Origin of the sequence: Halorubrum sp. Ea8 (assembly GCF_002252925.1) — an archaeon.
Classification (GTDB): domain Archaea; phylum Halobacteriota; class Halobacteria; order Halobacteriales; family Haloferacaceae; genus Halorubrum.
Genome location: NZ_NHPF01000029.1, coordinates 44,279 through 57,009, shown reverse-complemented (window position 1 = coordinate 57,009; position 12,731 = coordinate 44,279). Strand labels below are relative to the sequence as shown.

15 protein-coding genes are annotated in these 12,731 nt (G+C 73.2%); 9 read left to right on the top strand and 6 right to left on the bottom strand.

What is annotated here, in order from left to right; translation table 11 throughout:
• From DJ74_RS02305 to dacZ, 4 genes are all read right to left on the bottom strand, one after another.
• Positions 1 to 640, bottom strand: a 640-nt coding sequence (locus DJ74_RS02305) for a DEAD/DEAH box helicase (RefSeq protein ID WP_141212656.1), incomplete at its 3' end; no start/stop codon positions are given.
• A gap of 120 nt (positions 641 to 760) precedes the next feature.
• The gene (locus DJ74_RS02300; protein ID WP_094526172.1) at positions 761 to 1,420 is read right to left on the bottom strand and encodes a GNAT family N-acetyltransferase; all 660 of its coding nucleotides are present in this window, start codon (positions 1,418 to 1,420) and stop codon (positions 761 to 763) included.
• 117 nt (positions 1,421 to 1,537) lie between these two features.
• A complete protein-coding gene (locus DJ74_RS02295; protein ID WP_094526171.1) occupies positions 1,538 to 2,326 on the bottom strand; it encodes a mechanosensitive ion channel domain-containing protein in 789 nt (262 codons plus the stop codon).
• A 6-nt stretch (positions 2,327 to 2,332) separates the two neighbouring features.
• Complete coding sequence (dacZ, locus tag DJ74_RS02290; RefSeq protein ID WP_094523977.1) at positions 2,333 to 3,142, bottom strand: diadenylate cyclase DacZ; 810 nt, start codon at positions 3,140 to 3,142, stop codon at positions 2,333 to 2,335.
• Positions 3,143 to 3,302: 160 nt separating this feature from the next.
• Between dacZ and DJ74_RS02285 the strand changes: the two genes are divergently transcribed.
• From DJ74_RS02285 to DJ74_RS02275, 3 genes are all read left to right on the top strand, one after another.
• Positions 3,303 to 4,415, top strand: a complete 1,113-nt coding sequence (locus DJ74_RS02285) for an aldo/keto reductase (RefSeq protein ID WP_094526170.1) — start codon at positions 3,303 to 3,305, stop codon at positions 4,413 to 4,415.
• Positions 4,416 to 4,479: 64 nt separating this feature from the next.
• On the top strand, positions 4,480 to 5,217 hold the full coding sequence (locus DJ74_RS02280; protein WP_094526169.1) for a hypothetical protein: 738 nt from the start codon (positions 4,480 to 4,482) through the stop codon (positions 5,215 to 5,217).
• On the top strand, positions 5,214 to 6,581 hold the full coding sequence (locus DJ74_RS02275) for a hypothetical protein (RefSeq protein WP_094526168.1): 1,368 nt from the start codon (positions 5,214 to 5,216) through the stop codon (positions 6,579 to 6,581). Before DJ74_RS02280 ends, DJ74_RS02275 begins: the two co-directional genes overlap by 4 nt.
• 104 nt (positions 6,582 to 6,685) lie before the next feature.
• On the opposite strand, the gene DJ74_RS18990 is transcribed toward DJ74_RS02275, so the two are convergent.
• Positions 6,686 to 6,856 (bottom strand): HVO_0758 family zinc finger protein, encoded by a 171-nt coding sequence (locus tag DJ74_RS18990; protein WP_008849790.1) that lies wholly within the window; start codon positions 6,854 to 6,856, stop codon positions 6,686 to 6,688.
• Positions 6,857 to 7,006: 150 nt separating this feature from the next.
• Between DJ74_RS18990 and DJ74_RS02270 the strand changes: the two genes are divergently transcribed.
• The 3 genes from DJ74_RS02270 to DJ74_RS02260 all read left to right on the top strand — a co-directional run bounded on the left by DJ74_RS02270 (position 7,007) and on the right by DJ74_RS02260 (position 10,119).
• A complete protein-coding gene (locus DJ74_RS02270; RefSeq protein WP_094526167.1) occupies positions 7,007 to 8,191 on the top strand; it encodes an MFS transporter in 1,185 nt (394 codons plus the stop codon).
• Between the two features lie 98 nt (positions 8,192 to 8,289).
• Complete coding sequence (locus tag DJ74_RS02265; RefSeq protein WP_094523972.1) at positions 8,290 to 9,519, top strand: glycosyl transferase family 2; 1,230 nt, start codon at positions 8,290 to 8,292, stop codon at positions 9,517 to 9,519.
• A gap of 3 nt (positions 9,520 to 9,522) precedes the next feature.
• Positions 9,523 to 10,119, top strand: a complete 597-nt coding sequence (locus tag DJ74_RS02260; protein WP_094523971.1) for a hypothetical protein — start codon at positions 9,523 to 9,525, stop codon at positions 10,117 to 10,119.
• 32 nt (positions 10,120 to 10,151) lie between these two features.
• Here DJ74_RS02260 and DJ74_RS02255 read toward each other — a convergent pair whose 3' ends face one another.
• Positions 10,152 to 10,535 (bottom strand): thioredoxin family protein, encoded by a 384-nt coding sequence (locus DJ74_RS02255; RefSeq protein ID WP_094523970.1) that lies wholly within the window; start codon positions 10,533 to 10,535, stop codon positions 10,152 to 10,154.
• Between the two features lie 227 nt (positions 10,536 to 10,762).
• Here DJ74_RS02255 and DJ74_RS02250 point away from each other — a divergent pair, with 227 nt between their 5' ends.
• The 3 genes from DJ74_RS02250 to DJ74_RS02240 all read left to right on the top strand — a co-directional run bounded on the left by DJ74_RS02250 (position 10,763) and on the right by DJ74_RS02240 (position 12,717).
• Positions 10,763 to 11,680, top strand: a complete 918-nt coding sequence (locus DJ74_RS02250) for a PLP-dependent cysteine synthase family protein (protein WP_094526166.1) — start codon at positions 10,763 to 10,765, stop codon at positions 11,678 to 11,680.
• Between the two features lie 81 nt (positions 11,681 to 11,761).
• A complete protein-coding gene (locus tag DJ74_RS02245) occupies positions 11,762 to 12,157 on the top strand; it encodes a hypothetical protein (RefSeq protein WP_094526165.1) in 396 nt (131 codons plus the stop codon).
• Positions 12,154 to 12,717, top strand: coding sequence for an MOSC domain-containing protein (locus DJ74_RS02240; RefSeq protein ID WP_254921904.1), 564 nt, complete (start codon positions 12,154 to 12,156; stop codon positions 12,715 to 12,717). Before DJ74_RS02245 ends, DJ74_RS02240 begins: the two co-directional genes overlap by 4 nt.
• Positions 12,718 to 12,731 lie beyond the last annotated feature (14 nt).

The window sequence follows — 12,731 nt, the reverse complement described above, 5'->3', positions numbered from 1 at the left end:
GGGTGTTCGGCTCGCAGGTCGCCATGACCCTCCGTCGGCTCGCGCGGACCTGCGAGCCGAACACCCCGCGGTAGCTGTGGACCTCGTCGATCACGACGTACTCCAGCGACGAGAAGAACCACTCCCACAGCCGCCCGGCGTACGGCAGTAGCGCGTAGTGGAGCATGTCCGGATTCGAGAGCAGGACGGTCGGCTCGCGGTCGCGCACGTCCCGCTTCTCCGACCGGGAGAGCCGGCCCGTGTACGACGCGACGGAGACCCCGCTCCCGAAGCCGAGCCCGTGCGCGAGGTCGCTCAGGCTCTCCTCTTGGTCCGCGATCAGGGCGTTCTGGGGGCCGACGTAGAGGGTCCGTCCCCCGTGGTCCATCGCGGCCTCGAACGCGGGGACGGTGTACGCGAGCGACTTCCCGCTCGCGGTCTCGGTGGCGAGCACGACGTCGTCGCCGTCGCGGACCGCCTCGATCGCGTCGGTCTGGTGGCGGTAGAGGCGGTCGATCCCCTGCTTCGAGAGCGCGTCGGCCATCCGGGGCGAGAGGTCGACGTCGCCGAAGGCGGGCTCGCGGGCGGGGAGCCGGCGGTGCTCCGCGATCTGTCCCTCGTAGAACGGTCGGTTCCGCAGCCACTCGATGGCGTCCTCCACGGCTATCGGTTCCTGGGGACGGCCGGGCCTAACGGTTGCGGTGGCGGGGGTCGCCGAGGCGACCGGCGGCGCGGGGTCCGTCCGGCACTCGACGGGTCGGTCGCCAGCGCCGCGTCCGCGTCAGTCGTCGGCCGGGGTCGGAGAGCGACCCGCGGCCGACGGCGGCTCCGCGGCCGGCGTCGCGGGGCCCTCACGCGCGAGCGGCGGCCAGCGCACCTCTCTCGCGATCGGGTCGTTCAGGTCGAGTTCCATCCGGAGGTCGCCGCGGCGCTCGGCGAGTTCGAACCCGACCGTCCGGTAGACGCGACGCGCGACGCGGTTCCCGCTCTCGACGTGGAGTTCGAGCCCGTCGCGACCCCCGGCGGCGGCGTCGGCGATCACGTGCCGGCAGAGCTCGGTGCCGACGCCCCGTCCCTGCATAGTCGGGTGGACGAAGACGGCGAGCTCCGGACGCGCCGCGTCCGTCGGCGTGTACATCGCGTGACCGAACAGCTCGCCGTCGCGCTCGGCGACCACGTTGCTCCCCTCGCGCAGCATCGACTCGATCCACTCCGCCCGGCGGTCCCGCGTCACCGGGGGGAGCCCCTGCGCGCGGTCCGCGGTCTCGAACCCCTCGTACATCTCGGCGAGCGGCGCGGCGTCCTCCGTGACGGCCGGCCGGATCGTCCACCGGGCGCCCTCTTTGTCCACGAACCGCGGACACCGCGGCGGGCAGTGGACCGTGCCCTCGCACTCGCTCGCGTCCCACCCCTCGCAGGCGACGGCGTCGTCGTGGCTCATAGTTGCGTCTCGGACCGCCCGCCAGTTATATCGTGATAGCTACTCCCACGGCGTGGGAACGGTCAGGGACTCGCCACCGGGAGCATGCGGCCCACGCTCGACCCCGGCCCGCCGTCGTCACTCCCGGATCAGGACGATCCCGTCGCGGAACACGGAGTGGTTCGGGATCACGTGGTCCTCCCCGTCCGCCTCGATGTGGGTGACGAACAGGTCGACCTCCTGGACGATGCCGCGCTCGCCGGCGACTTTCACCTCGTCGCCGACGCCGTAGGGCTGCCGGAGGAGGAGGAACACCCCGGCGGCCGCGCTCGCGACGAGGTCCTTCGTCGCCAGCGCGGCGAACAGCACGACCGCGAACGCGTACGCGGCGAGCAGCACGACCAGCGCGAGCGTCTGCACGCCCACCTGTCCGAGCGCGACCAGCGCGGCGACGTACACGACGCTGTACTTGACGAGCGGGGGCAACACGCCGAGTTCCGGGAGCTTGACTCCGCGGAGCCGCTCGGCGACGAGCAGCTCCGCCTTGTCGCCGACGACGACGCCGACGATCATGACGACCGCGGCGACGAAGAGGCGCGGGAGGAAGGAGGCGACCGAGGACCAGAACCGGTCGAGGTAGTTGACCTCGGCGACGGTGAGGGCGACGATGACGGCGACGGCGACGATGAAGTAGCTGGACAGCTGCGCTAAGATCCGCACCGTCGACGTGTTGAACTCGCGGACGGTTCGCTCGAACGCGGTCCCCTCGATCGCCTCCGGCACGCCGGCGCGGGTCAGCAGCCGGCGGTTGATCACCCCGACGACGTACGCCAGGATCAGCCCGACGACGAGCACGAAGAGGGCGAGCCACACCCGTTCGGGGACCGTCGTCACGAACTCGCTCAGCGCGTTCGGTACCGCGAGCATGGGTGGTCAGTACTCCTCCGGATCGATCTCCAAGACGAGTTCGCCCGCCTTGAACGCACGGACGAGCCCGTCCGACTCCGAGAGCACGATCGCGGTCGCGTTCGTGTCCCGAGTGATCGCGCCGCCGGCCATGTGGCGCGCGCCGAGCCCCTTCGGGATGTCGACGCCCTCCGCGCCCGGCTCGAGGTAGCGGTAGGCGGAGACGATCTTCCCGGAGTCCGAGACGACGAACGCGCCGTCCAGTCGGGAGAACTCCTTGAGCATCACGTTCACGATGGGGTCGCCGACGTGGACGTGCGACTTCTCGAACGGGTTGTACGACAGCGGGCGGGACTTGTTCATCACCTTCCCCGCGTCGCCGACGACGAACAGCGCGCCCACCGGCTTCCCCTTCTGCCCCTTCTGTCCGAGCTCGATCGCGACTTCGAACACGTCGCGGATGACGCTCGGCTCGGCACGGGAGTTGACGAACAGGTCGTAGATCCCCGTGTGGACCGTCTCGTCGACGGTGACGCGGATCACCGCGTCCGACCCCCCGTCGAAGACCGACGCGATGCAGACCACCTCGTCGCCCTCGGAGACGAGGTCGGCGTCCATCGCGCCCTCGATCCCGAACCGGACCCGGTCTTTCACGTTGTCGAACGGGAGGGGGAGCTCGACGAACGTGTCGGCGTCGACGTCGTTGTCGGGGGCGACGACGACGATATCCGTGTCGCCGTCCTCAAACCGGTCGTGAAACGAACTCGTCGGCGAGAACAGGAGCACCGCGTCCGCGTCCTCGACGAGATCGGACAGGTGGTCGGTGAGCGAGGCCATTGCCCGTTTCGACTCCCGGACGACGTATAGTCGTTGTGTCACCGTCGTCCATCCGTCTGACACGTTACCGGCTCACGAGACGCGCGTGACGCGACGCCCGCGGCGGACTCGCCTCGCGCCGCGCGACTTTTCTCCCCGCGGCGCCACCTGTCGGACGAACATGGCGACCCGCGACGCGCTCTGGGCCTACCGCGACCGGTTCGGCGACGCCTTCGGGCGGACCTACTTCCGTCGGTTCGGGCCGGGCGTGGCTTCCAGCGTCGGCATCGGCACCTACCTCGGCGAGCCCACCCCCGCCGTCGACGACGCCTCCCGCGAGGCGATCGGGCTCGCGCTCCGCTCCGGGGTGAACCACGTCGACACCGCGGTCAACTACCGGTGCGGGCGAGCCGAGCGCGTCGTCGGGGAGGCGGTCCGGGAGTCGCCGATCGACCGCGACGCGGTCGTCGTCGCGACGAAGGGCGGATTCCTCCCGTTCGACGGCGAGCGCCCCGACGACCCCGCGGCGTACGTCCGCGACCGCTTTCTCGCCGAGGGGGTGGTCGACGCCGAGGCGCTCGCGAACGGCGCGCACGCGATGGCGCCCGAGTACTTGGAGTGGTCGCTCGACCGCTCGCTCGACCGGCTCGGGTTCGACGCGGTCGACCTCTTCTACGTCCACAACCCCGAGACCCAGCTCGCGGCTCGCTCCCGCGAGGCGGTGTACGACCGCTTGGAGGCCGCCTTCGAGGCGCTGGAGCGCCGGCGAGCGGCCGGGGACGTCGGCGCCTACGGCGTCGCCACGTGGGACGCATTCCGCGTCCCCGAAGAGCACGAGCGGTACCTCTCGCTCGCCGAGGTCCTCGCGCGGGCCGAGGCCGCCGGCGAGGCGGTCGGCCCCGACGACGACCACGGGTTCGAGGCGGTCCAGCTCCCGTTCAACGTCGCGATGGCGGACGCGTTCACGCGGCGGACCCAGCGCCCGCCGGGAGGCGGCGCCGACGCCGAGCCCGTCTCGACGCTGGAGTTCGCCCACGAGGCCGGGCTCTCGGTCGTGACGAGCGCGAGCATCGGACAGGGGGAACTCGCCGAGCCCGGCGCGATCCCGGCCGACGTCGACGCGACCCTCTCCGGCGAGACGCCGGCCCAGCGCGCGCTCAACTTCGCGCGGAGCGCGCCGGGCGTCACCGCCTCGCTCGTCGGCGCGAGCGACGCGGATCACGTGCGCGAGAACGTCGCAGCCGGCACCTTCGACCCGCTCGGCGCCTCCGCGTTCGACGCGGTGTTCGAGTAGCTCGCCCTCCGCCCGGAGCGTGGCGGCCACAAGACGTTTGTCGGGACCGGTTCAACGCGGGCCCATGTCCCCCACACGGCGAGCCCTCCTCCGAAGCGCGTCGCTCGGCGCGCTCGCGCTCGGCGGCTGCCTCGGCGCCGAGACGAGCGACGACGGCGACCCGTCCCGGTCCGCGGAGTCGAGGTCGGGCAGTGACGGCGATCCGACGGTGTTGAAGGCCCGGAACCCAGGCGGCGAGGCCGTCGTCGTCGACCTCGCGGTCGAAGGCGATGACGCCGAAGACGACGCCGGGACCGAGGGAGGCGACGACGACGTCGACCCCGTCCCGCTCTCCCGCGAACTCGTGACGAGCGACGAACGGGCGGCCGAGCTGACGGTCGCCGCCGGCGTCGCCGACGAGGGGCGGGCGCGGGTTCGCTCGTTCCTCGACGAGACCGACTACGAGACGGAGACGGTGTTCGTCGCACCGGCCAGCATCGATTCGTGTTACCGGTACCGGATCCGGTCGGTCTCGTGGCGGCCGGGACACGTCGAGTACGAGTACTGCCGCGAGCTCCGGCCGCCCGACGCGGCCTGCGAGGCCGACACGCGCGACGCCGTCGGGCTCCTGTTCCGGCTCCCCGCGGCGCTTCGCTCGCCGCTCAGCGGCTCGGGGTCGAGCGGGCGCTCCCCCTGCCGAGCGGTCGGGACGGAGTACGACCGGATCGACGCGAACGCGACCGTGCCGGGGTCCGACACGGCGCTGGGGGATACCGGAACGTCCGGACCGAGCGCCGACGAGACCGGGGGTGACGGGTCGTGACGCGCCGCCTCACCCGCCGCGGGGCGCTCGGGGCCGCCGCGGCCGCCGGCGCGCTCGCGCTCGGCGGCTGTCTCGACGGCGGGCGCCGGCGCGGCGGAGAGTTCTGGGACGACCCGCCGTCGATCGACACGGCCGGAGTGTCGCGGGCGATCGAGACTCCCGTCCCCGACCGGCCGCGGCTCGTTCCCGTGCCGATCGAGAGCGAGGCGGCGACCGCGTTCGCGGACCGCGTCGACCGGCTGCTCGAACCGGTCCCCGACCCGCTGACGGCGGAGACGCTCCCGAACGGGGCGATCCGCGAGCAGATCGCGGCGGGGCGCGACGACGCCCGCGACGCGCTCCCGGCGCCCGAGGCGTCGCTCACGCCGCTTCGACGGGCGGAGCGGTTCGCGACCGCGCGCGCCCACGCCGCGACCGCGGTCGGCACCTGGGCCGCCGTGACGACCGAGGGCGACCCGGAGGGAGTGACGGCGGGCTTGGGGACGGTCCGGCATCGGACCGCGGAGACGCTGGCCGCGCTCCCCGGAACCGCGTCGGACCCGCTCGCCGGGGCCGCCGTGTACGGCCCGATCGAGCGCTGGCTCGACACCGCCCGGCGGCGGGACCTCGTCGGCGGAGGGGGTGAGATCGCGGCCAGCGCGAACCCGCTTCGCGCCGGGGAGACGGTCGGCGAGGTCGAGCGGGTGCAGTCGCACGTCGAGGTCGGTCGGCACCTCCGCCGCCGGTACGAGGGATCGCTCTCCGAGCCGCGGGCGGTCGATACGCCCCTCCGGGAGGCGGCGGAGGCGGTCGGCGCCGCGATCGGCGACCGGCTGCGAGCGCTTCACGGAGAGGAGGCCGAGCGGCTCAGGCGGAGCCCCGGTATCGAGGCGTTCCTCGACGACCGGCCGGTCCCGCGCGACGCGCCGAGCGTCTCGCTGCTGTCCGGCGCGGTCTACCGGACCTTCGACGAGCTCTGGTTCGACCCGATCCCGATCGACGACTGGACGCCGGACCACCCGGCCACGTCGCTCACCCGAACGGCGCTCGCCCGGGTCCGGCTGCGCGCGCTCGACGCCCTCGCGGCGCGGATCGAGGACGGAGAGACGATGTTTCCGTCCGACCCAGCCGCAGTCGCCGACGCGCGCGACGACGCGATCGGGTCGATGGAGGGGCTCGTGACGAGCGCGAACCCGCTGGCGCGCTGGCTCGGGGCGCAGGTCCGCCCCCTGTTCGACGAGCACGACGCCGTGCTCTCGGGGACCACTCCCGGGGCCCGCCCGGTCGCCGAGGCGTTCGCCGGGTACCGGTGGATCGATCTGGTCGCCGGCGAAGTCGATCCCGTGCTGGCGTCGGTGAACGACGCGGTCGAGTCGGCCGACTGAGCGCGGGACGGGTGAGAAGCGGGACGGAGGAAAACAGAGAGTTGGAGGCGCGGGAACTCGAAGCGGCCCGTTCGGGCGGTGGTTCGTCGCGGCCGAACCGCGCGTCAGCGGAGCTCCTTGAACGTCGCCTCGCACTCGGGGCACACCCGGACCGAGAACACCTCGTCGGGGTCGTTCTGCTTCTTTAATACCTTCTCGCAGTCGGCGCAGTTCAGTCGCTCGTAGGTGTCCTTAAACAGGTCGCCGTCGCGAAGTCCCTTGCGCGTCGATTTCATATATCCGGGTTTGTCGCGTGTGGGTATAAAAACCCCGTACGACGCGAGTCGGACGGCGACGACTCCCCGTCGGCGCGGTGCGACACGCCACGACCTCCCGCGGCGCCCCGTTTTCGCAACGCTTGTCTCCGGGCGACGTGAAGACCGCCCGTGTCACGGACCAGGCTGTTCGGATCGCTGTGCGCCCTGGTCTTCCTCGTCAACTTCGCGCGCGTCGTGTTCGCACCCCTCGTGGGGCAGTTCGTCGGCGAGTTCGCGATCGGCGAGGGGACCGCCGGCCTCATCGTCACGCTCGCGTGGCTCGGCTCGGCCGCCCCGCGGCTCCCGGCCGGGTGGGCGCTCACGCGGTTCTCCCGTCGCTTCGTCATCCTGGCCTCGGGGGCGATGCTGACGCTGGGCGCGCTCGGCGTCGCGCTCGCGCCGGGCGTGCCGACGCTGATGACCGCCGCCTTCGCGATCGGGCTGGCCTCCGGCGTCTACTTCGTCGCCGCGAACCCGTTCGTCTCCGAGCTGTTCCCGGACAGCGTCGGCCGCGCGATGGGCGTCCACGGCACCGCGAGCCAGCTCGCCGCGGTCGCCGCCGCGCCGGTGGTCACGGTCGCGCTGTGGTACGACTGGCGGCTCGCCTTCTACGGGCTCGCGCTCGCGGCGGCCGCGACGACTGCCGCCTTCGTGCTCCTGGCCGCGCGGACGGACCTCCCCGACGCCGGCGCGGGCGACACCGACTTCGTCGGCGGCGCGCTCTCCGAGTGGAAGCTCATCCTGACGGCCGTCGTGCTGATGGGGCTCACGGGGTTCGTCTGGCAGGGCCTGTTCAACTTCTACGAGCTGTACATGATCGACAAGGGGCTCCCGCCGGCGACCGCCCGGAACCTCCTGACGGTGATCTTCGCGGCCGGCGTCCCCGCCTTCCTGGTCTCCGGCGACCTGGCCGACCGGCTCCCGCACGTGCCGTACCTGCTCGGGATCGTCTCGGCGTTCATCGGGAGCGTCGTCCTCGTCGTCGCCGTCTCCGGGGTCGTCGCCGTCGTCGCCGCCAGCCTCGCCGTGGGCTTCGCCATCCACATGCTGTTCCCCGCGATGGACACCTTCCTCCTCGCGTCGCTGCCGGACGGGTCCCGGGCCTCGGCGTACGCCGTCTACTCCGCCGGGATGATGACGACCCAGGCGGCCGGCTCGTGGGCCGTGGGCGAGGCGATCGAGGCCGGCGTCGCCTACGACGCCGTCTTCCTCGGGCTCGCCGGCGGGCTGGCCGCGGTCGTCGTCGCGTACGCCGCCTTGGCGCGCATGGGTCGCGTCCCGGGCGGCGCGGCGAACGCGGAGCCGGCGGCGTGACCGCGGCGGGAAGCGGGTCCCGTCGACCCCCGTTCGCGTGTCGGCACGGACCACGGGTACCGCACCTGTTTAGGCTTTCCCGCTCCTGTGCGTTGATAATGGAGTACGTCCAAGAGCGCGTGACGACCCTGCACGCGTTGACGGACCACCGGCCCGACGCACCCGTCGGCCGGGCGGCGGTCGTGGTGCCGATGACGGAGCGCGAGTACGGAACGCTCGCGGCCGAACGCGTCCTTTCGGCGCTTGAGACGGTCGACCCCGCTCGCGTTATCGTTCCCCTCCGAGCCCCGGCCGACCGCGTCGGTCCCTTCGCCCGGTGGCTCGCCGGCTTCGACATCGACGTGGAGACGCTCTGGTGCGGCGGCCCCCGTCTCGACGACCTGCTCGCCGACCGCGGGCTCGACGGCGACCGCGGGAAGGGTCGGGACGTGTGGCTCGGCCTCGGCCGAGCCTTGAACGAGGAGTACGTCGTCGTCCACGACGCCGACACGAAGACGTACTCGCCGGCGTTCGTCAACCGACTGCTGTTCCCGGTCGCGAACGGTCACTCCTTCGCGAAGGGGTACTACGCCCGCGTCGAGGACGGGGCGTTGTACGGCCGGCTGTTCCGGCTGTTCTTCAGGCCGCTCGTCCGCGCGCTCGCCGACGCCACCGAGCGCCGCGAGGCGGGCGTGATCGAGTACCTCAACGCCTTCCGATACGCGCTCGCCGGGGAGTTCGCGGCGACGACGGACTTGGTCTCCGAGCTCCGCGTCCAGCGCGGGTGGGGCCTGGAGGCCGGAACGCTCGGCGAGGCGTACGCGCACGCCGGCTTCGCGGGGAGCGCGCAGGTCGACCTCGGCCGCTACGAGCACGACCACCGCTCCGTCGACGGCCCGACCGGCCTCGCGGACATGAGCCGGGCGGTCGGCGAGGCGACCCTCCGGGCGGTCGAGGACGGCGGCGTCGCCGTCGACTACGACGGCCTCGGCGACCGCTACCGCGAGGCCGCCGAGGCGATGATCGCGGGGTACGAGACCGACGCCGCGTTCAACGGCCTCGACTACGACCGCGCCGACGAGCGCTCGCAGGTGGCGACGTACGCCGACGCCCTCGGCGAGCCGGGGCCGGACACCCGCCTCCCGGCGTGGCGCGACGCGCCGGTAACGCCGGCCGAGGTCGCCGAGGCGGCCCGGGCGGACCTCGCGGCGGCGGCCGACGAAGCGGGAGGCAAAACGAGCGGCGGAGCGACACGGGCCGGCGGGGCGCTCGGCGACGCCGACGTCAGGGGGAACGGCCATCGGCCGTCGACGGAGCCCTCCATCGATCCGGCGCCGGGGGAGGACTGACGGATGCCGGGTGCGGACGGGCCCGACGGCACCGCGACCGACGCGCCCAGCGTGGCCGCCCGGGACGACCTCGCCGGCGTCGTGGACCTGTTCGGGTGGCTCACCCGCGCGGAGCTCTCGCGGGCGCTCTCGGAACTCGCGTTTAAACAGCGAACGGAGGTCGACGGCGACGCCATCGCCGCCGCCATCGACGTCGCCGTCGCGGAGTACGCCCTGGTCCCGGCGCCGCCCGCGGCGCTGTCGGAGGCGGGCGACACGTCGGGGGACGCGGGCGGCGCCCTCGCGGACGTCGTCGACCCGGACGAGGGGCTCGACGCCGACGCCGTCGCCCTCGCGGTCGGGCCCGCGGCGTTCCCCTCGCTGCCGGAGGGCGCGGCGGACCTCCCGCACATCCTCGACGTGCCCGAGCGCGACGTGGACCGCGAGGCGCTCTCGGAGGCGGTCCGCGCGCGGCTCTCCGAGGACGCCGTCGCGGCGATCGGCGAGGGTGACGCCGACCGACTGGAGGTCCTCGCCGACGTGACGTACGACATCGAGGCGTGGGCGCCCGTGGACGCCGGGGCGATCCGCGAGCGGATCGTCGCTGAACTGGACGCCTGAACCGAATCTGAAAAGAAGACCGGGGGTCCGACTCAGGCGCTCGCCTCGGCCTCGGAGAGTTCGCGCGCGAGGAACTCCGCGATCGAGACGTCCGCCTCCTCGACGAAGCGGGCGAGCTCCTCGCCGTCGGCGCTTTCGACGACGACGGTCGGGATCAGCTCGATCCCGTACTCCTCGACTCGGTCGCCCTCCTTGCCGTTCGGCCCCTTCGTGACCGGGAAGTCCTCGATCCGGTCGTCGGGGACGCCGGCGGCGTCGAGCGCCGCCGCGAACGCGGGGAGCTGTCGCCGACAGTCGCCGCACCAGTCGCCGCCCCACACCTTGAATCGGTAGTCGTCGGACCCGAGCGCCGCCAGGACCTCGTCGTCGAGCGCGTCGCCGGCGGCCGCGTCGGGCGCGAGCGTTTCGAGCGTCATGCGCCTCGGTACGCCGGGAGGGCTTGTAAACCGCGCGTCGGTGGCAACTGCGTCCCGGGAACGGCGCGAACGCGTCCGGCGGCGGGACGAACGGCGCGAACGCGTCTCGCGGCGGGACGAACGGCGGGAGCGCGTCCCGCGGCGCGGCGATCGGCTCCCGCCGCGAGCCGCACGCGTTTTGCCGCGGTCCGTCGGGCATTTGAGTGACGGTCCCGTCGGTTGACCCAATGGACGACGACGTGTTGGAGGGACTCGGCTCGCGGCTGGTACGGGTCGACTCGCCGCCTGAGACGACGGTGGCCGCGAAGGTCGAGTCGCGCAACCCGGGCGGCTCCGCGAAGGACCGCCCCGCGCGGTACATGGTCGAGGCGGCCGAGGAGGCGGGTGATCTCGAGCCCGGCGACGGGATCGTCGAGCCGACGTCCGGAAACACCGGCATCGGGTTGGCGATGGTCGGCGCCGTGAAGGGGTACGACGTGACGCTCGTGATGCCCGACGGCAAGTCGATGGAACGCCGGCGCATCATGCGGGCGTACGGGGCCGACCTCGAGACCGTCGACGGCGACATCTCGGCGGCCAAGGAGCGCGCGGACGAACTGGAGGCCGAGGCCGGGATGGTCCAACTCCGCCAGTTCGAGAACCCCGCGAACCCGCGGGCCCACTACGAGACGACCGGTCAGGAAGTGGTCGAGCAGGTCGGCGACCGGACCGTCGACGCGCTCGTCGCCGGCGTCGGGACCGGCGGCACCCTCTCCGGGATCGGCCGCCGGCTCCGCGAGGCGTTCCCCGGCGTCAGGATCGACGCGGTCGAGCCCAGCGACAACGCCGTCCTCTCCGGCGGGGAGCCCGGAAGCGACGCGTTTCAGGGGATGGGACCGGGGTTCGTCGCGCCGAACCTCGATGTCGACCTGATCGACGAGGTCCACACGGTCGACATCGACGACGCCGAGGCCGAGTGCCGCCGGCTCGCCCGCGAAGAGGGGATCCTCGCGGGACAGTCTTCCGGCGCCTCGAACCTCGCGGCGAAGGACGTCGCCGCGGAGCTCCGCGAGACGGGCGCGTACGAGGGCGATGAGCCGCTCGTCGTCACCGTGTTCTGGGACAGCGGCGAGCGATACCTCTCCGCGGGCACCTTCGACGAGTAGGTCGTCCCTCGGTCGCGAGCACACCGCCCGCGAACCGCAGGCGACCCGAACGTTGAGTATCGTCGGGCGCCCAGTTCCACCGTGAGCACCCACGCCGAACCACCGGCCGACGACCCCGACGGGTCGGCCGCCCAACAGCCCGGCAGGCGGTTCGACGGCCCGTGGCTCCTCGTCCTCGCCGTCGCCGCCGGCGGGTGGACCGTCCTCTACGCGCTCGACTGGGCGCTGCTCTCGGCCGGCACCCCGGCCGGCGCCGCCGTCGCGTTCGCCCACGGCTACCTCCTCGCGCCGCTCGCGACCGCCGCGGTCCTCCTCGACGCGCTGTCGCTGGACGAGCGCGGCGTCGCCGATTTCGGACCGTTCAAATGGCTGTACGCGCTCGCCGCGCTGGTCGCGCCGCCGGTCGCCGCCGTCTACTACGCGCACCGCGAGTGGCTGAAGCCGGGCGACCCGTCGCTGCTCGGAGGGACGCCGTGACCGGCGACGAGGAGGCGACCGGCACCGTCCGGAGTCTGGTCACGGCGCCCGAGGGCGGGGCTCCGCCAGAACTGCGGGAGACCGTCGCGATCCGCCCGGGCGGCGTCGAGGGCGATCGATACCGCCGAGGCGACGGACACTTCCAGCTCGACGGCTGCGCCGTCACCCTCGTCGCCGCCGAGGCCCTCGACGCGGTCCGCGCGGAGACCGGGATCGACGTCTCGGACGGCCGTCACCGACGGAACGTCGTCGTCGAAGGGTTCGGAGCGGCGATGGACGACCTGCTGGAGGCGACCGTCGCGGTCGGGGGCGCGCGCCTGCGACCGACCCGGCGGCGGCCGCCCTGCGCGCACGTCGAGTCGCTGGCCGGCGAGGCGGGGCTCGCGTCCGCGCTGCGGAACCGCGGCGGGCTCTGCTGCGATGTCGTCGAGCCCGGGCGCGTCGCCGTCGGTGACCCCGTCGACGTCGCGCAGCCGGACCCGCGGGCCGCGGGCGCCGCCATCGCGGACCGGCTTCGCGAGCGCCCGGTCGACGGGAGTCACCCGGAAGAGAACGGGTAGGGACGCCCCTCGCG